At 58.9% G+C, this 24,554-nt stretch carries 22 protein-coding genes; 14 read left to right on the top strand and 8 right to left on the bottom strand.

The annotated features are described in order from the left end of the window. Window positions 1-82: 82 nt before the first annotated feature. Window positions 83-376, bottom strand: coding sequence for a hypothetical protein (locus AC4ANK_RS20105; protein ID WP_002554585.1), 294 nt, complete (start codon window positions 374-376; stop codon window positions 83-85). 225 nt (window positions 377-601) lie between these two features. Between AC4ANK_RS20105 and AC4ANK_RS20100 the strand changes: the two genes are divergently transcribed. Further along, entirely contained in the window at window positions 602-1,201 is a 600-nt protein-coding gene (locus AC4ANK_RS20100) for a tRNA-uridine aminocarboxypropyltransferase (protein ID WP_002554584.1), read from the top strand. 100 nt (window positions 1,202-1,301) lie between these two features. Beyond that, complete coding sequence (locus AC4ANK_RS20095; RefSeq protein ID WP_002554583.1) at window positions 1,302-2,261, top strand: DMT family transporter; 960 nt, start codon at window positions 1,302-1,304, stop codon at window positions 2,259-2,261. 18 nt (window positions 2,262-2,279) lie between these two features. Here AC4ANK_RS20095 and AC4ANK_RS20090 read toward each other — a convergent pair whose 3' ends face one another. Both AC4ANK_RS20090 and AC4ANK_RS20085 read right to left on the bottom strand, forming a co-directional pair. Next, entirely contained in the window at window positions 2,280-2,894 is a 615-nt protein-coding gene (locus AC4ANK_RS20090) for an NAD(P)H-dependent oxidoreductase (RefSeq protein ID WP_002554582.1), read from the bottom strand. Then, on the bottom strand, window positions 2,887-4,284 hold the full coding sequence (locus tag AC4ANK_RS20085; protein ID WP_460384697.1) for a class II fumarate hydratase: 1,398 nt from the start codon (window positions 4,282-4,284) through the stop codon (window positions 2,887-2,889). Before AC4ANK_RS20085 ends, AC4ANK_RS20090 begins: the two co-directional genes overlap by 8 nt. A 169-nt stretch (window positions 4,285-4,453) precedes the next feature. Between AC4ANK_RS20085 and AC4ANK_RS20080 the strand changes: the two genes are divergently transcribed. From AC4ANK_RS20080 to AC4ANK_RS20045, 8 genes are all read left to right on the top strand, one after another. Next, window positions 4,454-4,981 carry a DUF2059 domain-containing protein gene (locus AC4ANK_RS20080; RefSeq protein ID WP_003314637.1) on the top strand — a complete coding sequence of 176 codons (528 nt, stop codon included), beginning with the start codon at window positions 4,454-4,456 and terminating at the stop codon, window positions 4,979-4,981. A gap of 15 nt (window positions 4,982-4,996) precedes the next feature. Beyond that, entirely contained in the window at window positions 4,997-5,290 is a 294-nt protein-coding gene (locus AC4ANK_RS20075) for a BolA family protein (protein ID WP_002554579.1), read from the top strand. 187 nt (window positions 5,291-5,477) lie between these two features. After that, entirely contained in the window at window positions 5,478-6,416 is a 939-nt protein-coding gene (gene trhO / locus AC4ANK_RS20070; protein WP_002554578.1) for an oxygen-dependent tRNA uridine(34) hydroxylase TrhO, read from the top strand. Between the two features lie 3 nt (window positions 6,417-6,419). Then, window positions 6,420-7,052 carry a DsbA family protein gene (locus AC4ANK_RS20065; RefSeq protein ID WP_002554577.1) on the top strand — a complete coding sequence of 211 codons (633 nt, stop codon included), beginning with the start codon at window positions 6,420-6,422 and terminating at the stop codon, window positions 7,050-7,052. Further along, on the top strand, window positions 7,045-8,871 hold the full coding sequence (locus tag AC4ANK_RS20060; RefSeq protein ID WP_002554576.1) for an ABC transporter ATP-binding protein: 1,827 nt from the start codon (window positions 7,045-7,047) through the stop codon (window positions 8,869-8,871). Before AC4ANK_RS20065 ends, AC4ANK_RS20060 begins: the two co-directional genes overlap by 8 nt. A gap of 169 nt (window positions 8,872-9,040) precedes the next feature. Further along, entirely contained in the window at window positions 9,041-9,790 is a 750-nt protein-coding gene (locus tag AC4ANK_RS20055) for an IS5 family transposase (RefSeq protein WP_460382697.1), read from the top strand. 63 nt (window positions 9,791-9,853) lie between these two features. Next, window positions 9,854-12,316 (top strand): EAL domain-containing protein, encoded by a 2,463-nt coding sequence (locus AC4ANK_RS20050; protein ID WP_005731280.1) that lies wholly within the window; start codon window positions 9,854-9,856, stop codon window positions 12,314-12,316. A gap of 29 nt (window positions 12,317-12,345) precedes the next feature. Continuing rightward, entirely contained in the window at window positions 12,346-13,131 is a 786-nt protein-coding gene (locus tag AC4ANK_RS20045; protein ID WP_002554574.1) for an iron-containing redox enzyme family protein, read from the top strand. 29 nt (window positions 13,132-13,160) lie between these two features. Here the strand turns inward: AC4ANK_RS20045 and AC4ANK_RS20040 are convergent, their stop codons facing one another. The 5 genes from AC4ANK_RS20040 to AC4ANK_RS20020 form a co-directional block, all read right to left on the bottom strand. Then, entirely contained in the window at window positions 13,161-14,087 is a 927-nt protein-coding gene (locus AC4ANK_RS20040) for a GGDEF domain-containing protein (RefSeq protein WP_002554573.1), read from the bottom strand. A 214-nt stretch (window positions 14,088-14,301) separates the two neighbouring features. Beyond that, window positions 14,302-15,042 carry a YciK family oxidoreductase gene (locus AC4ANK_RS20035; protein ID WP_002554572.1) on the bottom strand — a complete coding sequence of 247 codons (741 nt, stop codon included), beginning with the start codon at window positions 15,040-15,042 and terminating at the stop codon, window positions 14,302-14,304. Between the two features lie 12 nt (window positions 15,043-15,054). Then, on the bottom strand, window positions 15,055-15,726 hold the full coding sequence (gene mupP / locus AC4ANK_RS20030; RefSeq protein WP_002554571.1) for an N-acetylmuramic acid 6-phosphate phosphatase MupP: 672 nt from the start codon (window positions 15,724-15,726) through the stop codon (window positions 15,055-15,057). A 3-nt stretch (window positions 15,727-15,729) separates the two neighbouring features. Further along, the gene (ubiG, locus tag AC4ANK_RS20025) at window positions 15,730-16,428 is read right to left on the bottom strand and encodes a bifunctional 2-polyprenyl-6-hydroxyphenol methylase/3-demethylubiquinol 3-O-methyltransferase UbiG (protein ID WP_002554570.1); all 699 of its coding nucleotides are present in this window, start codon (window positions 16,426-16,428) and stop codon (window positions 15,730-15,732) included. A gap of 85 nt (window positions 16,429-16,513) precedes the next feature. After that, window positions 16,514-17,845 carry a TRZ/ATZ family hydrolase gene (locus AC4ANK_RS20020; RefSeq protein WP_002554569.1) on the bottom strand — a complete coding sequence of 444 codons (1,332 nt, stop codon included), beginning with the start codon at window positions 17,843-17,845 and terminating at the stop codon, window positions 16,514-16,516. Between the two features lie 120 nt (window positions 17,846-17,965). On the opposite strand from AC4ANK_RS20020, the gene mtnA reads away from it, so the two are divergent. The 4 genes from mtnA (at window position 17,966) to pheA (ending at window position 24,517) form a co-directional block, all read left to right on the top strand. Next, entirely contained in the window at window positions 17,966-19,042 is a 1,077-nt protein-coding gene (gene mtnA, locus AC4ANK_RS20015) for an S-methyl-5-thioribose-1-phosphate isomerase (protein ID WP_002554568.1), read from the top strand. Window positions 19,043-19,346: 304 nt separating this feature from the next. Next, window positions 19,347-22,133 carry a DNA gyrase subunit A gene (gyrA, locus tag AC4ANK_RS20010; RefSeq protein ID WP_002554567.1) on the top strand — a complete coding sequence of 929 codons (2,787 nt, stop codon included), beginning with the start codon at window positions 19,347-19,349 and terminating at the stop codon, window positions 22,131-22,133. Window positions 22,134-22,337: 204 nt separating this feature from the next. Then, entirely contained in the window at window positions 22,338-23,423 is a 1,086-nt protein-coding gene (gene serC, locus AC4ANK_RS20005; RefSeq protein ID WP_002554566.1) for a 3-phosphoserine/phosphohydroxythreonine transaminase, read from the top strand. Next, window positions 23,423-24,517, top strand: a complete 1,095-nt coding sequence (gene pheA, locus AC4ANK_RS20000) for a prephenate dehydratase (RefSeq protein ID WP_002554565.1) — start codon at window positions 23,423-23,425, stop codon at window positions 24,515-24,517. Before serC ends, pheA begins: the two co-directional genes overlap by 1 nt. Window positions 24,518-24,554: the final 37 nt, after the last annotated feature.

Raw genomic sequence — 24,554 nt, 5'->3', positions numbered from 1 at the left:
TCGCCTGACCCTCTTCGCTGGGCAGAGCGCATATTGAATCTGGTCGGGACGCACAGGAGTGTCCCGATACAAGGGCTGGCATTCAATGCCGATGTCCGGGTTTTATCCTGGTTTTGTTGCCTTCGTTTCCCATCAACAGAATTAGCTCGATGATCATGTGCAGGGAAAAGTCCTCGGGCTTTGTGATGGCCTGTTCCTTGATCTGGTCAGGAAACGCGAAGTTGAAGATGTCCCCCAGCGCCGCGAACAGACACTCTATGTCATCGTCCTCAAAAGCCAGGTCGATGAAGGTGGCACCTTCGTGAATCATGCTTTTATCCACTAGAATGATGCCTAGCGCGTCAAACACCTTCTGTTTGATTTCTTCGCGATTCATGAAAGCCCCTGAGGTTGATCTTGTCAGATTCAGCAGGCGTACTTCATTTCACCAGCCCAGACCTCAAGGCTAGCTCAAATCGCTGTTGCAGCTACGGTTCACCCCCGTGCAATGGGGGCTATCCGGTTAAACTGCGCCGCAGTTCGACAGGCGGTTGTGATGAGCTCAAGGTCATGGCGCAGCGCGGCATGTTTTAACCTTTTTGGATTGTCCGAGTAAGAACCGATGCCCCGCGCCCGCTGTAAACGTTGCCTGCGTCCCGTCCCGCACTGTCTCTGCGCCTTGATTCCGCAATTGGACAGCCGCACGCGAGTGTTGATCCTGCAGCATCCCGATGAAGCCGGCCATGCGTTGAATACGGCGCGACTGGCCGCACTGGGTCTGGTCAATGCGCAGTTGCGGGTGGGGGAAGTGTTCGATGATCTGCAAACGCTTTTGAACCCGCCCGGCTATCAGGCGCGGTTGCTGTTTCCGGGTGACGCTGCCGAGACGTTGCTGCCCTATGTGCAGAACTCGCTGCCCATGTTGCTGGTCGTGCCGGATGGCACCTGGCGCAAGGCGCGCAAACTGCTGCACCTCAACCCCTTGTTGGCGGGCCTGCCAAGGGTCACACCAGGCATTGTGCCAGTTTCGCGTTATCGCTTGCGCAAAGCGCCGGGTCCGGATGCCTTATCGACGCTTGAGGCTATCGTTCATACGTTGCAGACGCTGGAAGCGCCACGCTCTTTCGAGGCGCTGCTGAAGCCTTTCGACGCCTTGATCGAAGGTCAGATTCAGGCAATGGGCAGCGAGACGTATCAGCGCAATCACGGCGGTCAGGGGTAAAGAACACAATTGGCGGCGTTAACTGCGCCCAGCTGTAACTGTTGCTTTGCAGATCAGCGCCTAGAATGAGCAACTGGTTCTATCTCTTGCGGAAGGTTCAATGCACATCTCGTCTGGTCGCTGGGTCTATGGCCTTTGTCTGTCGCTGTTGACTGCGTTGCTCTGGGGCATTCTGCCAATCAAGCTCAAGCAGGTCCTGCAGGTGATGGACCCTGTCACTGTGACCTGGTTTCGCCTGGCTGTTTCCGGCGCGCTGTTGTTCATCTGGCTGGCGTCGGTCAAGCGCCTGCCCAGCTTCAAGGTGCTGGGACGCAAGGGTCAGGTACTGGTGGGGCTGGCGGTATTCGGCCTGGTCGGCAACTACGTGCTGTACCTCATCGGCTTGCGGCTGCTGAGCCCCGGTACCACGCAATTACTGGTTCAGGTCGGCCCGATCTTCCTGTTGATCAGCAGTATCTTTTTGTTCAAGGAACGTTTCAGTCTGGGGCAGGGCATTGGTCTGGCCGTCTTGCTGATCGGTTTCGGCTTCTTTTTCAATCAGCGTCTGGTGGAGCTGTTCACCTCGTTGGGCGATTACACCCTTGGTGTGCTGGTGGTGCTCCTGGCCTCGACCATCTGGACGTTCTATGGATTGAGCCAGAAGCAGCTCCTGACCGTGTGGAATTCGCTGCAGGTGATGATGGTGATTTACCTGTTCTGTGCGCTGTTGCTAACGCCTTGGGCGCACCCCGCCGAGGCGTTATTGTTGAGCCCGTTGCAGGGCTGGCTGCTACTCGCCTGCTGTCTGAATACACTGGTGGCCTATGGTGCTTTCGCTGAGGCGCTGGCGCATTGGGAGGCATCACGGGTCAGCGCGACGCTTGCGATGACGCCGCTGGTTACGCTGACCGCCGTGGCTGCCGCAGCGTGGCTATGGCCTGATTATGTGCAGGCAGAGGAATTGAACGTGATGGGTTACGGCGGCGCGCTGCTGGTGGTGACGGGGTCGGCGCTGACCGCGCTTGGTCCTTCACTGGTCGCTGGCCTCAGAGCGCGCAAGGCAAGGCTCGCACAGGCCTGAATTCACCGCTCGGACAGATCAGCGCTTGCCCAGTGCCTGCGCCTGGAGAATCCATTCCTGGCGTTGCTGTTCGCTGGCACTGTGCACCGGGGCAAATTCGCTAAGGCGTTTGGTTTTTATCCCGCAAAAGCCCAATATCGTCCGCACCATCTGCCGGTGAGCCGGCGCGCCGTAAATCCATTGAAAATAGCGTGGCGGCGTGTCCATGGCGACCAGCAGCTCCGCAGTGCGGCCTCGGAGCAGCTCATTGGAGGAATGCTTGCGGCCGTGGGTCTTGAACGCAAAACCGGGCGTCAGTACCCGGTCGAAAAAGCCTGTCAGTAGTGCCGGCAAGCCGCCCCACCAGACGGGATAGACGAATACCAGATGCTCGGCCCAGTGAATCTGGCGCTGGGCGTCAAGCAGGTCCGGTTCAAGTGTCTGGGTCTGATCGTAGCCATTGTGCAGAATGGGGTCGAAATCCAGCTCGCCCAGCTTGAGTTCCCGCACCACATGCCCTTCACTGCGCGCAGCCTGTGCATAGGCTTCGCCAAGGGCATGGCAGAGGCTGATGGCTTTCGGCGTACCGTAAACCATCAGAATCCGTTTGCCGTTACCTTCCAGTGGCGTTGCGCCGCTTCTGGCATCAGCCATTACTGCCTGCCTCGAGCATTTTGTCCGGACGCACCCAGGCGTCGAACTCCTCATCGGTCAGATAACCCAGCGCCAATGCGGCTTCACGCAGGGTCAGGCCTTCGGTGTAAGCCTTCTTGGCAATCTGCGCCGATTTGTCATAACCGATATGCGGATTGAGTGCAGTAACCAGCATCAGTCCGCGCTCCAGGTGCTCAGCCATTTTTTCAGCATCCGGCTGCATGCCTGCAATGCAGTGTTCATTGAAATTGCTGCAGCCATCGGCCAGCAAGCGGATCGATTGCAGCACATTGTGAATGATCACCGGCTTGTAGACGTTCAGTTGCAGGTGGCCCTGGCTGGCGGCGAAGCCGATGGTCACGTCGTTGCCCATGACCTGGCAGGCGAGCATCGACAAGGCCTCGCACTGGGTCGGGTTGACCTTGCCGGGCATGATCGAACTGCCGGGCTCGTTGGCTGGCAGCCTGACTTCGGCCAGCCCGGCACGCGGGCCGGAACCCAGCAGGCGCAGGTCGTTGGCGATTTTCATCAGGGTTCCGGCCAGGGTCTTCAGTGCGCCGGAAAGTGCTGCAAGCGGCTCGTGACCGGCCAGTGCGGCGAACTTGTTGGGCGCAGTGACGAACGGCAGCCCGGACAGTGCAGCCAGCTCTGCTGCGATGGCCTCGGCGAAGCCTTTCGGCGAGTTGAGCCCGGTACCGACCGCAGTACCGCCCTGAGCCAGCTCATAGACGGCGGGAAGCGCAGCGCGAATGGCCTTTTCTGCGTAATCCACCAGTTGCGCGACAAACCCCGACAGCTCCTGGCCAAAGGTGATAGGCGTCGCGTCCATCATGTGCGTGCGCCCGGTCTTGACCAGTTTCATGTGCCGCGCAGCCTGTTCGGCAAGCCCGCTGGAAAGCTCGGCGATGGCGGGCAGCAGCTGTTCCTTGACCGCTTGGGCAGTGGCGATGTGCATGGCTGTCGGGAAGCAATCGTTGGAGCTTTGCGAGCGGTTGACGTGATCGTTGGGGTGAACTGGTGATTTACCGCCACGGCCCTGACCTGCCAGTTCGTTAGCTCGGCCTGCGATCACTTCGTTGACGTTCATGTTGCTTTGCGTGCCGCTGCCGGTCTGCCAGACCACCAGCGGGAATTGCGCGTCGTGCTGACCGTCGAGCACCTCATCGGCGGCCTGTTCGATCAGGCGGGCAATGTCGGCGGGCAGATCGCCGTTACGGTCGTTGACGCGTGCCGCGGCTTTCTTGATCAGGGTCAGCGCGTGCAGAACGGGCAGTGGCATACGCTGATCGCCAATCGCAAAATTGATCAGTGAGCGTTGGGTCTGCGCGCCCCAGTAGGCATCTTCGGGGACTTCGATCGGGCCAATGCTGTCGGTTTCGGTGCGGCTCACTGTTCTTACTCCTTTAAGTGCGTTGCAGGGTTAGGTGTCCATATGCCTACAGGGTTCCCGCGCAGTGCTTTTTAACCGCTGGGTGAACCGGGGGTTGAGCCAAAAGCCCAGATAAGCGCAGAATGGTCGGCCCTGGGGTAATGCCTCGTTTGCTAGATAAGGAAACTCGATGACCCGTCTTCGTGCCATTTGTACCGCGGTAGCCCTGGTCTGTGCCAGCGGCCAGGTCTTCGCCGACACCGCCAGTCACAACGCGAGCGCCGAAACGTTCCTGAAACTTGCCAACGCCGATCGCCTGGGCGCTCCGGTCTATGCGCAGGTTCAGCAGATGTTCGCTCAGCGTTTTGCTGAAACCAAGGCACCTGCATCGAAAAAAGCCCTGCTTGAAACCTATCAGGCCAAGGCCAACACCGCTCTGGACCAAGCCATTGGCTGGAACAAGCTCAAGCCTGAGATGGTCAAGCTGTACACCGCCAACTTCACCGAAAGCGAGCTGAAGGACCTGGTTGCGTTCTACCAGTCTCCGCTGGGCAAGAAAGTGATGACCAAAATGCCTGAGCTGGCTCAGCAATCGGCCCAACTGACCCAAAGCAAGCTGGAAAGCGCAGTGCCGGTCGTCAACAAGCTTCTGGCTGACATGACTGCCGAACTGGAACCTGCCAAGGCAGCCGCTCCAGCTCCTGCCAAAAAGCCCTGACAGGCGATTGCTGCCATGACCATGCAACAACGAATCGAGTCGGCGCTTGCGCTGCTGCAACCGCACCATCTGCAAGTGCTCGACGAGAGCCACATGCACAGTCGTGGTCAGCAGACCCATTACAAGGCTGTTCTGGTCAGTGATCAGTTTCAGGGCCTGAATTCGGTCAAGCGGCACCAGAAGGTTTACGCCACGCTGGGTGCCCTGATGGGCGAGTTTCATGCGCTGGCGTTGCACACTTACACGCCTGAAGAATGGTCGAAGGTCGGTGCAGCGCCTGCTTCACCGACCTGTGCTGGCGGTCACTGATCAGGGTTTTTGGCTGATTTGCGCCCTTTTACCGGGGCTATTGATCCGCTGACCTGCCTGCTGCACTCCGGTTTTTGCTAGAATCCGCACCGCGCCGACTGGCCGGTGCTTTTTTTTGTCCGCACATTTTTACCCGGTAGGCCCTTTGCGAGGGTCGCCACTGGAGAGATACATGACTCAAGAGCCGATGACTCAGCCGATCGTCGTGGCCGCGCTGTACAAGTTCGTCACCCTCAGCGATTACGTGGAACTGCGCGAGCCCCTGTTGCAGGCGATGGTCGACAACGGCATCAAGGGCACACTGTTGATCGCCGATGAAGGCATCAACGGCACGGTGTCCGGCAGCCGCGAAGGCATCGACGGCCTGATGGCCTGGTTGAAGAGCGATCCGCGCCTGATCGACATCGATCACAAGGAATCCTACTGCGACGAGCAGCCGTTCTATCGCACCAAGGTCAAGCTCAAGAAAGAGATCGTGACCCTGGGCGTAGAGGGTGTCGACCCCAACAAGAGCGTCGGCACGTACGTCGAGCCCAAGGATTGGAACGCCCTGACCACTGACCCTGAAGTGCTGTTGATCGATACCCGCAACGACTACGAAGTCTCGATTGGCACCTTCGAGGGCGCCATCGATCCGAAGACGACGTCTTTTCGCGAGTTTCCGGAATACATCAAGGCGCATTTCGACCCGGCGGTGCACAAGAAGGTCGCCATGTTCTGTACCGGTGGCATTCGCTGCGAAAAAGCCTCCAGTTACATGCTGGGCGAGGGTTTTGAAGAGGTCTATCACCTCAAGGGCGGGATTCTCAAATATCTGGAAGAAGTCCCTGAGCAGGAAAGTCAGTGGCGCGGCGAGTGTTTCGTGTTCGACAACCGGGTTACGGTGCGCCACGACCTGACCGAAGGCGATTATGATCAATGCCATGCCTGCCGCACGCCGATCAGTGCCGAGGATCGCGCCAGCGAGCATTACTCACCGGGTGTCAGCTGCCCGCATTGTTGGGATTCGCTGAGCGAGAAGACTCGTCGCAGCGCCATCGACCGGCAAAAACAGATCGAACTGGCCAAGGCACGTAACCAGCCCCATCCGATTGGTCGCAACTATCGTTTGCCCTCCGAGGCCTGAGCCATGTCTGCCCGCCTGATCTATGTCATGGACCCTATGTGCTCCTGGTGCTGGGGCTTCGCTCCAGTTGCCGACGCGTTGGTGCAACAGGCTCGGGCAGCGGGCGTGCCGCTGCATCTGGTCATGGGCGGTCTGCGCTCTGAGGGTGCAGCGCTGGAGCCGGCCAAGCGTCGTTACATTATCGAGCACTGGCAGGCGGTCGAAGATGCCACCGGCCAGCCGTTTCTTCGCGAGGGTGCGCTGCCGGAAGGGTTTGTCTACGACACCACGCCTGCCTGTCTGGCCGTCACTGCGGCACGGCAGTTGGACCCGGACCGCGCCTGGGAACTGGTCGGGCTGATTCAGCGGGCTTTCTATAGCGAAGGTCGTGACGTAACACGCCCTTCATTGCTGGCCGAACTGGCCGAGCAGGCGGGGCTGTCGCGTCAGGCATTTGCCGATGAATTCGAGAGTAAGGAGCGGCAAGCTGCCACGGCAGCTGATTTCGCCTGGGCGCAGGATCTGGGCATCGCCGGTTTTCCGACCCTGCTTGCCGAGCGTAACGGCCAGTTGGCGCTGTTGACCAACGGTTATCAGCCGTTGAGCAGCCTTTCGCCCTTGCTGGGTCGATGGCTGGAGCGTGCAGCCAGTGCGTGATGAATCGCCCGATGCCGCCCGGCGGTCGCAAGCCAAGCATGGCGATGCGTTGAGTTGGGCCGAGATCCGGCGTCTTGCGTTGCGTCATAAAAAAGCCCTGTGGCTGGCCAATGGTGTCGCGGTTCTGGCGACACTGTGCAGCGTGCCGATCCCGTTGTTGTTGCCGTTGCTGGTTGACGAAGTGCTGTTGGGGCGCGGCGATGCGGCACTGAAAGTCATGAATCACTTGCTGCCTGACGGCCTGCAAAAGGCGGCGGGCTACATCGGCCTGATGCTCTTGCTGACTCTGGTGCTGCGTGTCGGAGCGCTGGTGTTCAACGTTCTGCAGGCGCGGCTGTTTGCCGGGCTGGCCAAGGATATCGTCTACCGTATCCGGCTACGTTTGATCGAACGGCTCAAGCGCATTTCCCTGCGTGAGTACGAAAGCCTGGGCAGCGGCACGGTGACTACGCATCTGGTGACCGACCTGGACACGCTGGACAAGTTTGTCGGCGAAACCCTCAGCCGACTGCCGGTAGCCACGCTGACCCTGGCAGGCACGGCGGGCATTCTGATGTGGATGCACTGGAAGCTGGCGCTGCTGATCATGCTGTTCAACCCGCTGGTGATTCTGCTCACGGTGAAGCTGGGCAAGCGGGTCAAGCATCTCAAGAAGCTGGAAAACGACAGCACGTCGCGTTTTACCCAGGCGCTGAGTGAAACACTGGATGCGATTCAGGAAGTCAGGGCGGGTAATCGACAGGGTTTCTTCCTTGGTCGGCTGGGCATGCGGGCGCAGGAAGTGCGTGATTACGCCATCAATTCGCAATGGAAAAGCGACGCCTCGGGGCGTGCCAGCGGGCTGCTGTTCCAGTTCGGTATCGATATCTTTCGTGCCGCCGCAATGCTCACGGTGTTGTTCTCGGACCTGTCGATCGGGCAGATGCTCGCGGTGTTCAGCTACCTTTGGTTCATGATGACGCCGGTTGAGCAACTGTTGAATCTGCAATACGCCTATTACGCGGCGGGTGGTGCTCTGACGCGTATCAACGAGCTGCTGGCGCGTGCCGATGAGCCGCAATATGTCGGCGGCACTGACCCTTTCGCAGGGCGCGAGACCGTGGGGGTCGAGGTGCGTGGCCTGAGTTTCGGTTATGGCGAAGACCTGGTGCTGGATCAGTTGAACCTGAGCATCGCGCCGGGTGAAAAGGTCGCCATCGTCGGTGCCAGTGGTGGCGGCAAGAGCACCTTGGTGCAGTTGCTGCTGGGCTTGTACACGGCCCGCACCGGAGTGATCCGTTTTGGCGGCGTCAGTCAGCAGGATATCGGTCTTGACACTGTGCGCGAGAACGTTGCCGTGGTACTGCAGCATCCCGCCCTGTTCAATGACACGGTGCGCGCCAACCTGACCATCGGTCGTGACTGCAGCGACGAAGCCTGCTGGCGTGCGCTGGAAGTTGCGCAACTCGATTCTGCGATCCTCGATCTGCCACAAGGTCTGGACAGCGTGGTAGGGCGCTCCGGGGTCAGAATGTCGGGTGGCCAGCGTCAGCGCATGGCCATCGCACGCATGGTATTGTCCGACCCTAAAGTGGTTATCCTCGATGAAGCTACCTCTGCACTGGACGCGGCTACCGAGTACAACCTGCATCAGGCCCTCGCACGTTTTCTGCGCAGTCGCACAACGCTGATCATCGCGCACCGCCTGTCGGCCGTGAAGCAGGCTGACCGGGTGCTGGTGTTTGATGGCGGGCGGATTGTCGAAGACGGCGGACACCAACAGTTGATTGCCGATGGAGGTCTTTACGCAAAGCTGTACGGACACTTGCAACAAATCTGATGTGCGATGCCTCGATCAGCGCACAGGTTGGCTCGATTGCGGGAGAATCACCTGCCATCATTTACGAATTTAGCCTAGGGTCTGTTCCCGTTTCGACGTAACCCATTGATCTCTATGAGAACAGGCCCGTATTGTTGGAGTTCTCACACAACACCAATACGAGCCTGCAATGCCCCGATTAATGCTCAGTGATGAGCACTGGCCGAAGCTTCGAGAAATTTTGCTGCACGAATCGATCTACAACAAGCGAGATTTGCGCACCACGGTTGAAGGCATGCTGTACCGCATGCGTGTGGGTTGCCCTTGGCGAGACCTGCCGAAAGCGTTTGGAAACTGGAGCAAGGTCTACAAGCGGTTCAATGCCTGGTCTGCTTCAGGCAAGTGGGTCAAGGTGCTTGAGGTGCTGATGACCGATCCTGACATGGAGTGGGTTTTCATTGATGGCAGTTATGTAAAGGCTCATCAGCACAGTGCAGGTGCTGCCAGCACGCAGGACCAGGCCATCGGAAAAAGCCGAGCCGGTAACACCAGCAAGATTCACCTGGCTGTAGACGCTTGTGGGCTGCCCATTGCATTTGACGTGACCGGAGGCCAGACCAATGATTGTTCGCAGGCGGCCTCGTTGATTGCCAAGATGCCCAATGCAGAAGTGATCATTGCGGACAAGGGCTACGACACTGAAGCGATACGCGCTCAGGTCGAGCAGCAAGGCAGCAAAGTGGTGATTCCACGAAAGCGCAATTCTCTGAAAGGGAACGCAGATCTGGACAAAGGGTTATATCGCAATCGACATCTCGTAGAAAACGCCTTTGCCCGGTTGAAGCATTTCCGGGCGGCGGCTTCTCGGTTCGACAAACTCAAGAGAAACTATGAAAGCGTCATAGCAATGGCCTGCGCTTTTCTGTGGCTGCCAATGTGAAACGGGAACAGACCCTAGTCTCTGCGCTAGACGTTTATTCAGGCATGTGGTGAGGTGAAACCCATGAATCAACCATGGACCTTCTCCAAGCCCCGTCTGTTGGGCATCGTATGGCCATTCATTGCCGTCGCGCTGTTTCAGGCGTTGCTGGGGTGTGTCAGTCTCTACACCATGTCTGCGGTGCGCAGCTATGTGGCGGGCGAGAGTCTCTGGTCCAAGGGCCAGAAAGACGCCATCCATTACCTGAGCCTATACGCCATCACGCATGATGAGCGTGACTATCTGAAGTATCAAAACGCCTTTTCCGTCCCTCAGGGCGGCCACGCCTTGCGCAAGGCGCTCGATCAGCCTATTCCGTCCATGGCGGATGCCAGGGCCGGGATCATTCAGGGCGGCAATCACCCCGATGACGCGAACGGCATCATCTGGATGTACCTGAACTTCCATAACTTCAGCTTCATGAAGCAGGCCATTCACTTTTGGGAGGTGGGTGATGGCTACCTCATGCAGCTCAATGAACTTGCGCGGAATATTCACGACCGGGTCGGTGAGGGTGAGGTGACTGCCGCCGAGGTCAATCAGTGGCGAGTGCAGATCAATGTCATCAATGAAGGGGTAACGCCCGCAGCGCGGGCGTTCAGTGATGCGCTGGGCGAGGGGTCCCGGTTCATCCTCAACCTGCTGATTGCGGTCAATCTGGTCACTGCCGTTTTACTGATTCTTCTGGCGCTGCTGCGTGTGCGTCGTCTGATTGTCCAGCGGCGCGTGTTTGCTGATGCTCTGCAACTTGAGAAAGAGCGCGCCCAGATTACCCTGGAGTCCATCGGCGACGGAGTGATCACCATCGACGTGGCCGGGGCCATTGTCTACATGAACCCCGCAGCCGAGGGCCTGACGCACTGGAAAAGCACCCAGGCCAGCGGGCTTCCGCTGACAGCGCTGTTCAATCTGCTGGATGAAAACGATCAGAAGGACACCTCGACGCTGGTCGAGCAGATCGTCACCGGCAAGCTCAAGGGCGGCAGCGCCAACAGCAAGCTTATCCAGCGGCTGGATGGCAGTACGGTCTCGGTAGCACTGGTCGGTACGCCGATCTACAACGAGGGCGTGGTCAGCGGGGCGGTGCTGGTGCTGCATGACATGACACAGGAGCGTCAGTACATCGCCGATCTGTCATGGCAGGCCGCCCATGATCCGCTGACCGGGCTGGTCAATCGCAGTGAATTCGAGCATCGCCTGCAGCGGGTACTGGATGGTATTGACGATCAGGCGAGCAGCCACTGTCTGATGTTTCTTGATCTGGATCAGTTCAAACTGGTCAATGACACCGGTGGTCATGCGGCGGGCGATGAGCTGCTGCGCCAGCTTTGCCGGGCATTGCCGCAGGGCTTGCGCGACGGTGACACACTGGCCCGGTTGGGAGGTGACGAGTTCGGCGTGTTGCTGGTCGATTGCCCTGCCGACACGGCCCTCGATATAGCCGAGGGGTTGCGCGAGATCGTGCAGACCCTGCATTTCATGTGGAAAGGTCGGCCATTCATGACTACCGTAAGTATCGGTCTGGTGCAGCTCGGCGATACACCCGCCACGCTTGAAGGGTCGTTGTCTGCTGCCGACATGGCCTGTTATATGGCCAAGGAGAGAGGCCGCAACCGGGTTCAGGTCTACAGTGTTGACGACCTGACCCTGTCGATGCGGTTCGGCGAGATGGCCTGGATACAACGTCTGCACATGGCAATGGATGAAAATCGCTTTTGCCTTTATGCGCAGGAAATCGCTTCGATCAAAGGTGAAGGCGGTGAGGTACGGCACATAGAAATCCTCCTGCGCCTGCGTGATGAGTCCGGACGAATGGTGGTTCCGGACAACTTTATCCCGGCTGCGGAGCGCTACGGTCTTATGACGACGCTGGATCGTTGGGTGGTGCACAATGTCTTCAAAGTGATCGCCCAATGCCAGAGTGATGATCGGCATCAGGCACCGCAGGCGCTATGTGCTATAAATTTGTCAGGTTCAAGTATCGGCGATGATACGTTCCTCGAATACCTGAAACAGCAGTTCAAGGCATTTGCCGTATCGCCCGGAATGATCTGTTTCGAGATCACTGAAACCAGTGCCATTGCAGACCTGGACAGCGCGATTCGCTTTATCAACGAGTTGAAGGGGCTGGGCTGTCAGTTTTCCCTTGATGATTTCTGTTCGGGCATGTCGTCCTTTGCCTATCTCAAACACTTGCCTGTGGATTTTCTGAAAATCGATGGCAGTTTTGTAAAGGACATGCTCGACAATCCGATCAACAAGGCTATGGTCGAGGTCATCAACAATATTGGTCATGTGATGGGCAAACGCACCATTGCCGAGTACGTAGAAACGCCGCAGATAGAGTTTGCGTTGCAGGAAATGGGCGTGGATTTTGCACAAGGGTATCTGATATCACGCCCTGAATTGTTCACTTGCGAGAGTCTGTACATTCAGCCCGTACGGCCTGACCCCCTGATGTTCGGCGCGCCAGGAACGCTACGTTAATCAGTTGAAATCCTATAAGGAGATACCCATTGATCGACACTTTCGAGAGAACCGGTCCGCTCATGGAAGCCAGCAGTTATCCGGCCTGGGCGCAGCAGTTGATCAAGGATTGCAGCGCTGCAAAGGCACGGGTGGTCGAGCACGAGTTGTACCAGCAGATGCGCGACGCGAAGCTGAGTCCGCAGATCATGCGCCATTACCTGATTGGCGGTTGGCCGGTTGTCGAGCAGTTCGCGGTGTACATGGCCAAGAACCTCACCAAGACCCGCTTTGGTCGTCATCCTGGCGAAGACATGGCGCGCCGCTGGCTGATGCGCAATATTCGCGTCGAACTCAATCATGCTGACTACTGGGTGAACTGGTGTGCAGCGCACGATGTGACGCTTGAAGACCTCCACGATCAACGGGTTGCGCCTGAGCTGCACGCACTGAGCCACTGGTGCTGGCAGACCAGCTCTTCGGACTCACTGGCTGTTGCGATGGCGGCCACCAACTATGCCATTGAAGGAGCGACGGGCGAGTGGTCGGCAGTGGTCTGTTCCAATGGTGCGTACGCCGAAGCATTCCCTGAAGAAACCCGCAAGAAAGCCATGAAATGGCTCAAGATGCATGCACAGTACGACGACGCGCACCCTTGGGAGGCGCTCGAGATCATTTGCACGTTGGTGGGTAATAAACCGAGCCTGCAGCTGCAAGCTGAGCTGCGTCAGGCCGTTATCAAGAGTTACGATTACATGCATTTGTTCCTGGAGCGCTGCATGCAGCTGGACAAGGTCAAGCCTGCGCGTGGGCGTGTTGCCGCGCTGGAAGTTTAGAGGCTGGGCGAGAAAGGCAGGAAAGAGTGCTAGCTGGCCATGGCAAGACGGTTGCGACCTTCGCGTTTAGCAACATACAGGGCGTTGTCGGCCCTGCGCAGCAGGCTGTCGGCGGTTTCTGCCGGCAGCAGTGTTGAGCATCCCAGGCTGACGGTCATGGTCAGGGCTGGGTCAAGCTCGCGAAACTCGAGGTTCCGCACGGCCTGACGCAGGCGTTCGCCGATCAGTTCAGCCGAACTGGCTCCGGTGTTGGAAAGAATCACCACGAACTCTTCACCGCCATAGCGGAACACACGATCGATATTGCGCAGTTGCGCTTTCAGGCTTTGCGCAACGGTTTTCAGTACATCATCGCCAGTATGATGGCCGTACTCATCGTTCACTTTCTTGAAATGATCGATATCCAGCATCAGCAATGAAAGCGGTTGCTTGTGACGACGCGATATCTCTATCTCGCGAGCCAGGCCCTGATCCATTGCGATACGGTTACCGGTACTGGTCAAAGGGTCGCGCAACGCCGTCTGTGTCGCAATGCGATACAGCAGGGCGTTCAGCAGCGGGTACACCAGACAGACCAGCAGCGATTCAAGGTCGCTCAGCTGCCGGGTATCAAATGGCTTGGCGCCTTGAAACTCCAGCTCACCGATGCACTTGCCCTCGTGACGCAGGTGAAAGGTGGCGCTGTCGGATGACATCTCGCCCAGACGCAGATTCAGGTCGCTTTCGATATGTCGATAGGCCAGACCACTCAATGGCAGGAACCGTTGCACACCCTGAAAAAACAGGGTCAGTATCCGCTCGGCTTCCAGGCTGGTCTGCAATTGTCGCCCAAGCTGATAAACCAGCTCGGGCAGTGACGGGGGTGGAAGTATGGCGTCGGGTCGATTTCGAAAACCCAGGCGTTGCAGTTCAGCCGTATCGAAATCGATTGCATGGGTCTGGGTAGGAAAATTCATCTCTTCGCTCCTCAGCACATATTGCTGGCTTGGCTGGGTTAGAGGGGATGTCGTGCCATTCGGTTCATTTTTGCCCGGACTTATTAAAATCAGTGGTTTAGCTGACGCCATCTCTCTGACAGTGAGGGCGAGTCGGCAATTCCTTGACTTAAAATGCCGCTAAAAACGCCTGCCGTGACAGTTTTCCGTCACGGCAATGTCTGGTTATTTTTGCTCACTGAGCATTCAGCGCCTGCCCGTTTATGCCCTTACTGTCCGGTCCCATCAAGTACAGGTAGACCGGCATGATGTCTTCGGGCGCGGGATTGTTCTGCGGGTTTTCGTCAGGGTAGGCCTGCGCACGCATACCGGTGCGGGTAGCGCCCGGGTTGATGCTGTTGGCCCGCACACTGGTGACGCCTTCAAGCTCGTCGGCGAGAGTTTGCATCAGGCCTTCGGTAGCAAATTTCGATACCCCGTACGCGCCCCATTGCGCGCGGCCTTTGCGACCAACGCTGCTGGAAGTGAAGGCCACCGATGCATCAGTCGAGCGCCGAAGCAGTGGCAGCAATGCCTGGGTGAGCATGAAGGTGGCATTGACGTTGACGTGCATGACCTGCATGAAGTCTTCGCCTGGCAGGTGTTCCACTGAAGTGCGCGGTCCGATGATCGAGGCGTTGTGCAGCAGCCCGTCAAGACGGCCGACTTTGCGCTCGATCATGGTCGCCAGGTCGTGATACTGCGCGGGGTCGGTGCTTTCCAGGTTGAAGGGTATGACCAACGGCAGCAGATGACCTGCTGCCTGTATCTCGTCATGGACCTGAGCCAGGCTGGCTTCAGTTCTGCCCAGCAGCAGAACAGTCGCGCCATGCGCTGCGTAGGTTTTTGCGGCTGCAGCACCGATGCCGCGAGCGGCACCGGTGACCAGAATGATCCGGCCCTTGAGCAGTTCCGGGTGCGCGGAGTAGTCAAACATGTAAAACCTCGTTCAGCATCTGCACAGTGCGTTATCCAGCACCTTGCGCAGTTCCAGCGGATGATCGACCACCACGTCGGCACCCCAGTGGTCAGGATTGTCGTCGGGGTGGATGTAGCCGTAGCGCACGGCAGCAGTCTTGGTGCCTGCGTCGCGACCGGACTCAATGTCGCGCAGATCGTCGCCTACGAACAGGACGCTGGCCGGGTCGAGGTCGAGCATCTTGCAGGCCAGAATCATCGGCTCGGGGTGTGGCTTGCTGTGCGTGACGTGGTCCGGGCAGATCAGTACGGCGGAGCGTTCGGCCAGGCCGAGCTGTTCCATTATCGGCTGAGCGAAGCGCACCGGCTTGTTTGTCACCACGCCCCAGATCAGGCCGGCCTTCTCGATGTCGACCAGCAACTCGCCCATGCCATCGAACAGTCTGCTGTGGACGGCGCAGTCACGCTGATAGCGCTCCAGGAACTCGAGGCGCAATGCTTCGAATTGCGGCGCTTGCGGCGACATCGCGAAGGTCGCTGCCACCATGGCCCTGGCGCCACCTGAAACTTCATCGCGGATCAGTTTGTCCGGTACGGGGGGAAGGCCGCGGTCGGCCAGCATCGCCTGAGCAATGGCGATGAAGTCCGGTGCGGTGTCGAGCAGGGTGCCGTCCATGTCGAATAAAACCGCTCTCAAACGCATGTCTCACGCCTCCCGCAGAGTCTGGATCATGTAGTTGACGTCGACGTCGGAGGCCAGCTTGTAATGCTTGGTCAGCGGATTGTAGGTCAGACCGATGATGTCCTTGACCTGCAAGCCTGCATCGCGGCTCCAGGCACCCAGTTCGGAAGGGCGGATGAATTTTTTGAAGTCGTGGGTCCCGCGTGGCAGCAGGTTGAGGATGTATTCGGCACCGACCACGGCGAACAGATAAGCTTTCGGGTTGCGGTTGATGGTCGAGAAAAACACCTGACCGCCCGGCTTGACCATGCGATAGCAGGCGCGGATCACCGACGATGGGTCCGGTACGTGCTCAAGCATTTCCAGGCACGTCACCACATCGAACTGCTCGGGCATCTCTTCGGCCATGTCCTCGGCGGTGATCTGCCGATACTCGACGCTGACGCCTGATTCAAGCTGATGCAGTTGTGCGACGGCCAGCGGCGCTTCGCCCATGTCGATGCCGGTGACCGTTGCGCCGCGCAGGGCCATCGCCTCGCTGAGAATGCCGCCGCCGCAGCCGACGTCGAGCACCTTCTTGCCTGCCAGGCCGACACGCTCGTCGATCCAGTTGACGCGCAGCGGATTGATGTCATGCAGCGGCTTGAATTCGCTTTCGCGGTCCCACCAGCGATGGGCCAAGGCCTCGAATTTAGCGATTTCTGCGCGGTCGACGTTGCTCATGGGTGTCCCTCTTGAACTCAAAATTCTTTTTCATCAGTCAGGCTTATAGATAAGCCTGACTGGCATGTGTTCGGTCCGAATCGAATTATTCGGCTTTACCGGAAATACGCTGGCCCCACGCAATCGCGGTGTCGCGCAGTGCGGGTTCATCCATGCGAGTCAGCCGGCGAGCGTCGAGCAATTGCTTGCCGGCCACCCAGACATGGCTTACGCAATCGCGGCCAGTGGCATATATAAGCTGCGACACCGGGTCGTAGATCGGTTGCTGGGCCAGGCCCGACAGGTCGAAAGCGACCATGTCTGCCGCCTTGCCGATCTCCAGCGAGCCGGTCTCTGCCTGAATACCCAGGGCGCGAGCGCCATTCAGCGTCGCCATGCGCAGCGCACGGTGTGCATCCAGTGCTGTGGCCGAACCGGCAACAGCCTTGGCCAGCAAGGCGGCGGTGCGGGTTTCGCCGAGCAGGTCCAGGTCATTGTTGCTGGCGGCACCGTCGGTGCCCACCGCAACATTCACTCCGGCCTGCCACAGCCGTTCGACCGGGCAGAAACCGCTGGCCAGCTTGAGATTGGATTCTGGGCAATGAATCACGCTGGTATTGCTTTCCACCAGCAGGGCCAGATCGTCGTCGTTGATCTGTGTCATGTGCACGGCCTGGAAGCGCGGGCCGAGCATGCCCAGCCGATTCAAGCGGGCGAGAGGGCGCTCCTGGCGCTGTTCGACAGCCTGTTCGACTTCGAATGCGGTCTCATGGACATGCATCTGAATCATGGCGTCCAGTTCATCGGCGATAACCCGGACCTTCTCCAGATTCTCGTCGCCCACGGTGTAGGGCGCATGCGGGCCAAAGGCGATCTTGATGCGTGGATGATGGGCGAGGTCGTTGAATAGCTCGATACCGTTGTGCAGTGCTTCATCCGTTGTGTGAGCCCCCGGAATCGGGAAATCCAGTACCGGAACGGTGATCTGCGCGCGCATGCCGCTGGCGTGGACGCGCTCGGCAGCCACCTTGGGGTAGAAATACATGTCCGAGAAGCAGGTGATGCCGCCCTTGAGCTGCTCGGCGATGGCCAGGTCGGTGCCATCGCGAACGAAGTCTTCGTTGACCCATTTGCCTTCGGCGGGCCAGATATGGTCCTGCAGCCAGGTCATCAGTGGCAGGTCATCGGCCAGCCCGCGAAACAGTGTCATGGCTGCATGACCGTGGGCGTTGATCAGGCCTGGGCTGAGCAGCATGCCGGGAAGCTCCTGCACCTGCACTGCGTTTTGCCTCAATGCCTCGGTCCGCGGCCCTATATAGACGATACAGCCGTCGCGCACGCCGATACCGTGGTCCTTGAGCACCACGCCTGCGGGCTCGACCGGCACCAGCCAGGCGGGCAGGAGCAAAAGGTCGAGCGGTGCTGTAGCGTTCGGCATGAGAAGGTTTCCATCGTTTATTACGTTGATGGCGAAGTATACCCGAGCGTCTTCGCAGGCGGCTCGCTATAATCAGCGGCTTTTGATGCTGGGTTTCGGATGTTCAAGATGGAGTTGGCGATGCGCGATCGACTGTTGGCTGCAGAGAAAGTTAAGGCCATCGATTGGCGAGACGACGCTCTGTACCTGCTGGACCAGCGGGTACTGCCGTTCGAGGAAGTCTGGCACCGCTATACCACCGCCGAGGGAGTCGCCGAGGCGATTCGCACGATGGTCGTGCGCGGGGCACCGGCCATCGGTATCAGTGCCGCCTACGGTGCGGTGCTGGGCGCACGTGCGCGCATTGCCCAAGGCGAAGACTGGTATCCGGCGCTGGAAGAAGACATGCAGTTGCTGGCCGACTCACGCCCGACCGCCGTGAACCTGTTCTGGGCGCTGAACCGGATGCGTGATCGTCTGATGCGTGTGAAGGACGGTGACGATCCGCTCGTGGCCCTTGAGGCAGAAGCCGTGGCGATTCACTTGAGTGATCGCGAGGCCAATCTGACCATGGCGCAACTGGGCGCCGACCTGATCCGCAGGCATCAAGGCAACTTGCAGACGGTGCTCACCCACTGCAATACCGGAGCGCTGGCCACCGGTGGGTTCGGGACTGCGCTGGGCGTGATCCGCGCAGCGCATCTGGAAGGCATGATCGAGCGGGTCTATGCCGATGAAACCCGGCCCTGGCTGCAGGGGTCGCGGCTTACCGCCTGGGAGCTGGCCAATGAAGGCATCCCGGTCACCCTGAATGCAGACTCCGCCGCTGCGCACCTGATGCGTACCAAGGGCATTACCTGGGTCATCGTCGGGGCTGATCGCATCACCGCCAATGGCGATGTTGCGAACAAGATCGGCACCTATCAGCTTGCCGTAGCCGCGATGCACCACGGGGTGCGCTTCATGGTGGTGGCACCGAGTTCGACCATCGATATGGAGATGGCCAGCGGCGACGACATCATCATTGAAGAGCGCGACGGCCGTGAGCTGCTTGAAGTGGGCGGTCAGCGGGTCGGTGCACAGGTCGAGGCCTTCAATCCGGTGTTCGATGTGACACCGGCAGACCTGATCGATGCGATTGTGACCGAGAAGGGCATTGTCGAGCGTCCCGATACAGCCCGGATGGCGCAATTGATGAGCCGTAAACACCTTCACTGATGCGGTCGGGCTCGAGCCGTTGCCGCTGTGCAATGCGGCTGGGCGGGCCTGTAAGCGTTTCTCAGGCGTCTTGCACGCCGGTGGCTCGTTTTCAGCGCCTGCAAAGGATGTGAGCGCCTCGGCGATTGTGGTAATATCCGGAGGTTATCGGGGACACTGATTGTAGTCGCCCACGCTGCGTAGATTCATGGCATAACTCGTTGATTTGTCGTAAGTCGCTGCCCTGCACATGCTGGCAGCGGCGAGCTTCGTATACCCCGAATGGGTTTGCGAGGTTTCACCAGAAAAAGGAATCAGGCTTCTCATGGGCGAACTGGCCAAAGAAATCCTCCCGGTCAATATCGAAGACGAGCTGAAGCAGTCCTACCTCGACTACGCGATGAGCGTAATCGTCGGTCGAGCACTGCCCGATGCGCGCGACGGCTTGAAGCCCGTGCACCGGCGCGTGTTGTTCGCAATGAGCGAGCTGGGTAACGACTGGAACAAGCCGTACAAGAAATCCGCCCGTGTGGTTGGTGACGTGATCGGTAAGTATCACCCGCACGGCGATACGGCCGTGTACGACACCATCGTTCGTATGGCTCAGCCATTCTCGCTGCGCTACCTGCTGGTAGACGGTCAGGGCAACTTCGGTTCGGTCGATGGCGACAACGCTGCGGCCATGCGATACACCGAAGTGCGCATGACCAAGCTGGCGCACGAGCTGCTGGCCGACCTGCACAAGGAAACCGTGGACTGGGTGCCGAACTACGACGGCACCGAAATGATCCCCGCGGTCATGCCGACCCGTATTCCCAACCTGCTGGTCAACGGTTCCAGCGGTATCGCCGTGGGCATGGCGACCAACATTCCGCCGCACAACCTCGGTGAAGTCATCGATGGTTGCCTGGCACTGATCGACAACCCAGAGTTGACGGTCGACGAACTGATGCAGTACATCCCCGGCCCGGATTTCCCGACAGCGGCGATCATCAACGGCCGTGCGGGTATCATCGAAGCCTATCGCACGGGTCGTGGACGCATTTACATGCGTGCCCGCTCCATCGTCGAAGACATCGACAAGGTCGGCGGACGTCAGCAGATCGTCATCACCGAGCTGCCTTACCAGCTGAACAAGGCACGTCTGATCGAGAAGATCGCCGAGCTGGTCAAGGAAAAGAAACTCGAAGGCATTACCGAGCTGCGCGACGAGTCCGACAAGGACGGTATGCGCGTGGTCATCGAGCTGCGTCGTGGCGAAGTGCCAGAGGTTGTTCTCAACAACCTTTATGCCCAAACCCAGCTGCAAAGCGTTTTCGGTATCAACATCGTTGCCCTGATTGACGGCCGTCCACGCATCCTGAACCTCAAGGACCTGCTGGAAGCCTTTGTTCGTCACCGTCGCGAAGTGGTTACCCGCCGTACCGTATTCGAGCTGCGCAAGGCGCGTGAGCGTGGCCATATCCTTGAAGGTCAGGCTGTTGCGTTGTCCAACATCGACCCGGTCATCGCCCTCATCAAGGCCTCTCCGACACCTGCAGAAGCCAAGGAAGCGTTGATCAAGACGCCTTGGGAATCAAGCGCAGTGGTCGAAATGGTCGAGCGTGCAGGTGCCGATTCGTGCCGCCCTGAGAACCTGGACCCGCAATACGGTCTGCGTGAAGGCAAGTATTTCCTGTCACCGGAACAGGCTCAGGCCATTCTGGAACTGCGTCTGCATCGCCTGACCGGTCTGGAACACGAGAAGCTGCTGGGCGAGTACCAGGAAATCCTTAACCAGATCGGCGAGCTGATCCGCATCCTCAACAGCGCAACGCGCCTGATGGAAGTGATCCGCGAAGAGCTGGAAGTGATCCGCTCCGAGTACGGCGATGCCCGTCGTACCGAGATTCTCGATGCACGTCTGGACCTGACCCTGGGTGACCTGATCACCGAAGAAGAGCGTGTGGTCACCATCTCCCATGGCGGCTATGCCAAGACCCAGCCATTGGCGGTCTATCAGGCTCAGCGTCGTGGCGGCAAGGGCAAGTCGGCCACCGGCATCAAGGATGAGGATTACATTGCTCACCTGCTGGTCGCCAACAGCCACACCACGCTGCTGATGTTCTCCAGCAAGGGCAAGGTGTACTGGCTCAAGACCTATGAGATCCCGGAAGCGTCCCGCGCTGCCCGTGGTCGTCCGTTGGTCAACCTGTTGCCGCTGAGCGACGGCGAATACATCACCACCATGCTGCCGGTTGACCTCGAAGCCATGCGCAAGCGTGCCGACGAAGAAGGCGAAGCCCTTGAGGGCGAGCTGGACGACGCGGAAAACAGCAGCGAGACCGAAGAAGAGCGCAAGGTCCGTATCAAGGCCGCCGACAAGAAGAAGGCTCCGTTCATCTTCATGTCCACCGCCAACGGTACAGTCAAGAAGACCCCGCTGGTTGCATTCAGCCGTCAACGCAGCTCGGGCCTCATTGCCCTTGAGCTGGACGAGGGCGACATCCTGATCTCCGCTGCCATTACCGATGGCGAACAGGAAATCATGCTGTTCTCCGATGGCGGCAAAGTGACCCGCTTCAAGGAATCCGATGTGCGCGCCATGGGGCGTACCGCTCGTGGCGTGCGTGGCATGCGTCTGCCAGAAGGGCAAAAGCTCATTTCGATGCTGATCCCGGAAGAAGGCAGCCAGATCCTCACCGCTTCCGAGCGCGGCTACGGCAAGCGTACGGCCATTTCCGAGTTCCCCGAGTACAAGCGTGGTGGTCAGGGTGTCATCGCCATGGTCAGCAATGAGCGTAACGGCCGTCTGGTTGGCGCAGTTCAGGTGCTTGATGGCGAAGAAATCATGCTGATTTCCGATCAGGGCACGCTGGTGCGTACCCGGGTGGGCGAAGTGTCCAGTCTGGGCCGTAACACTCAGGGCGTGACCCTGATCAAGCTGGCCAGCGACGAGAAACTGGTCGGTCTGGAGCGTGTTCAGGAGCCGTCGGAAGTCGAAGGCGAAGAGCTTGAAGGTGAAGAGGTTATTGACGGCGTGATCGTCGATGCCGCTGAAGTGGAAGTGGACGATGCCGGTGAAGACCTGCAAGCGGACGCTGCGCCAGATGAAGACGAACCGCAGAACTAAGCTGTAACGTAAATCAGGTAAGGGCTGGCTCGTCTGTGAGTGCATGTGCATTCCAGGCAAGTCCAGCCCTTGCGGCATTCGGCCAGCCCTGCAGCCGGATCAGAATTTCAGCAAGGAGCTGCCAGTCGCTGCGGCGTCTGTCTGCTCGTGGCAAGCAACCAGAAACAAGCGCGTACAGACCCAACGTATTTGACGAGAGTGGATATGAGCAAGCGAGCCTTTAACTTCTGCGCAGGTCCTGCTGCGCTTCCTGAAGCTGTTCTGCTGCGTGCCCAGGCGGAACTCCTCGACTGGCACGGCAAAGGCCTTTCCGTCATGGAAATGAGCCACCGCAGTGACGAGTTCGTCTCCATTGCCACCAAGGCCGAGCAGGATCTGCGCGATCTGCTGTCCATCCCCTCCAATTACAAAGTGCTGTTCCTGCAAGGCGGCGCGAGCCAGCAGTTCGCGCAGATTGCGCTGAACCTGCTGCCGGAAAACGGCAAGGCCGACTACATCGATACCGGCATCTGGTCGCAGAAGGCTATCGACGAGGCATCGCGCTACGGCACGGTCAACGTCGCCGCCAGCGCCAAGCCTTACGACTACTTTGCCATTCCCGGTCAGAACGAGTGGAAGCTGTCCAAGGATGCTGCCTACGTTCACTACGCGCCAAACGAAACCATTGGTGGTCTGGAATTCAACTGGATTCCCGAAACCGGCGACGTGCCGCTGGTTGCCGACATGTCTTCGGACATCCTCTCGCGCCCGGTGGACATCTCGCGTTTCGGCATGATCTACGCTGGCGCCCAGAAGAACATCGGCCCCAGCGGCATCGTGGTGGTGATCATTCGTGAAGACCTGCTGGGCCGCGCACGTTCGCTGTGCCCGACCATGCTCGACTACAAAGTCGCTGCCGACAATGGCTCGATGTACAACACGCCGCCGACCCTGGCCTGGTACCTGTCGGGGCTGGTCTTCGAATGGCTCAAAGAGCAGGGCGGTGTAGAGGCAATCGGCAAGCGCAACGAAATCAAACAGCGCACGCTGTATGACTTTATCGACGCCAGCGAGCTGTACAGCAACCCGATCAACAAGCCCGATCGTTCGTGGATGAACGTGCCGTTCCGTCTGGCTGACGATCGTCTCGACAAGCCGTTCCTGGCCGGTGCCGATGCAAACGGTCTGCTCAACCTCAAGGGCCATCGCTCGGTGGGCGGCATGCGTGCATCCATCTACAACGCAATCGATATCAACGCTATCAACGCGTTGGTGGCCTACATGAAAGACTTCGAGAAGGAGCACGGCTGATGTCCGAGCAAGAACTCAAGGCGCTTCGCGTCCGTATCGACAGCCTCGATGAGAAAGTTCTGGAGCTGATCAGCGAGCGTGCCCGCTGTGCCCAGGAAGTGGCCAGGGTCAAGATGTCCTCGCTGGCCGAAGGTGAAGTGCCTGTGTTCTATCGCCCGGAGCGCGAAGCTGCAGTGCTTCGGCGAGTCATGGAACGCAATCGTGGTCCGTTGAGCAACGAAGAGATGGCGCGGCTGTTCCGCGAAATCATGTCTTCCTGCCTCGCGCTTGAACAGCCGCTCAAGGTCGCCTATCTCGGCCCTGAGGGTACGTTTACCCAGGCCGCCGCGATGAAGCATTTCGGGCATGCAGTCATCAGTCTGCCGATGGCTGCGATTGACGAAGTGTTTCGTGAAGTGGTTGCCGGTGCCGTGAATTTTGGCGTGGTCCCGGTGGAAAACTCCACCGAAGGCGCGGTCAACCACACGCTCGACAGCTTTCTTGAACACGACATGGTCATCTGTGGCGAAGTCGAGCTGCGTATCCACCACCATTTGCTGGTGGGCGAAAGCACCAAGACGCAAAGCATCACGCGCATCTATTCCCACGCTCAGTCGCTGGCCCAGTGCCGCAAATGGCTCGATGCTCATTACCCGAATGTCGAACGTGTGGCCGTTGCCAGCAACGCCGAAGCCGCCAAGCGGGTCAAGGGCGAGTGGAATTCGGCGGCTATCGCTGGCGATATGGCGGCAGGCCTGTATGGTCTGACGCGTCTTGCGGAAAAGATCGAAGATCGCCCGGACAACTCCACGCGCTTCCTCATCATCGGCAACCAGGAAGTCCCGCCGACCGGCGATGACAAGACCTCGATCATTGTGTCGATGAGCAATAAGCCGGGTGCGCTGCACGAGCTGCTGGTGCCGTTTCACGAGAGCGGTCTGGACCTGACACGCATCGAAACCCGCCCGTCGCGCAGTGGCAAGTGGACTTACGTGTTTTTCATCGACTTTGTCGGCCATCACCAGGACCCGCTGGTCAAGGCCGTGCTGGAAAAAATCAGCAGTGAAGCCGTTGCCTTGAAGGTGCTGGGTTCCTACCCGAAAGCGGTTCTTTGAGGGCGTTGTGCATGATCCGTTTGTTTGTTGTCTTGTC

Source organism: Pseudomonas sp. Pmew2 (genome assembly GCF_058129885.1).
The sequence above is the reverse complement of the archived record's forward strand: the minus strand, read 5'-3'. Positions and strand labels throughout refer to the sequence as shown.

Bases quoted from the DNA above. Each gene is read 5' to 3' on its own strand.
- mupP (WP_002554571.1), bottom strand. From the start codon at position 15,726: ATGCGTTTGAGAGCGGTTTTATTCGACATGGACGGCACCCTGCTCGAC.
- AC4ANK_RS20020 (WP_002554569.1), bottom strand. From the start codon at position 17,845: ATGCCGAACGCTACAGCACCGCTCGACCTTTTGCTCCTGCCCGCCTGG.
- AC4ANK_RS20095 (WP_002554583.1), top strand. From the start codon at position 1,302: ATGCACATCTCGTCTGGTCGCTGGGTCTATGGCCTTTGTCTGTCGCTG.
- AC4ANK_RS20080 (WP_003314637.1), top strand. From the start codon at position 4,454: ATGACCCGTCTTCGTGCCATTTGTACCGCGGTAGCCCTGGTCTGTGCC.
- serC (WP_002554566.1), top strand. From the start codon at position 22,338: ATGAGCAAGCGAGCCTTTAACTTCTGCGCAGGTCCTGCTGCGCTTCCT.
- ubiG (WP_002554570.1), bottom strand. From the start codon at position 16,428: ATGAGCAACGTCGACCGCGCAGAAATCGCTAAATTCGAGGCCTTGGCC.
- mtnA (WP_002554568.1), top strand. From the start codon at position 17,966: ATGCGCGATCGACTGTTGGCTGCAGAGAAAGTTAAGGCCATCGATTGG.
- AC4ANK_RS20040 (WP_002554573.1), bottom strand. From the start codon at position 14,087: ATGAATTTTCCTACCCAGACCCATGCAATCGATTTCGATACGGCTGAA.
- AC4ANK_RS20055 (WP_460382697.1), top strand. From the start codon at position 9,041: ATGCCCCGATTAATGCTCAGTGATGAGCACTGGCCGAAGCTTCGAGAA.
- pheA (WP_002554565.1), top strand. From the start codon at position 23,423: ATGTCCGAGCAAGAACTCAAGGCGCTTCGCGTCCGTATCGACAGCCTC.
- AC4ANK_RS20065 (WP_002554577.1), top strand. From the start codon at position 6,420: ATGTCTGCCCGCCTGATCTATGTCATGGACCCTATGTGCTCCTGGTGC.
- AC4ANK_RS20035 (WP_002554572.1), bottom strand. From the start codon at position 15,042: ATGTTTGACTACTCCGCGCACCCGGAACTGCTCAAGGGCCGGATCATT.
- gyrA (WP_002554567.1), top strand. From the start codon at position 19,347: ATGGGCGAACTGGCCAAAGAAATCCTCCCGGTCAATATCGAAGACGAG.
- AC4ANK_RS20050 (WP_005731280.1), top strand. From the start codon at position 9,854: ATGAATCAACCATGGACCTTCTCCAAGCCCCGTCTGTTGGGCATCGTA.
- AC4ANK_RS20075 (WP_002554579.1), top strand. From the start codon at position 4,997: ATGACCATGCAACAACGAATCGAGTCGGCGCTTGCGCTGCTGCAACCG.
- AC4ANK_RS20090 (WP_002554582.1), bottom strand. From the start codon at position 2,894: ATGGCTGATGCCAGAAGCGGCGCAACGCCACTGGAAGGTAACGGCAAA.
- AC4ANK_RS20100 (WP_002554584.1), top strand. From the start codon at position 602: ATGCCCCGCGCCCGCTGTAAACGTTGCCTGCGTCCCGTCCCGCACTGT.
- AC4ANK_RS20105 (WP_002554585.1), bottom strand. From the start codon at position 376: ATGAATCGCGAAGAAATCAAACAGAAGGTGTTTGACGCGCTAGGCATC.
- trhO (WP_002554578.1), top strand. From the start codon at position 5,478: ATGACTCAGCCGATCGTCGTGGCCGCGCTGTACAAGTTCGTCACCCTC.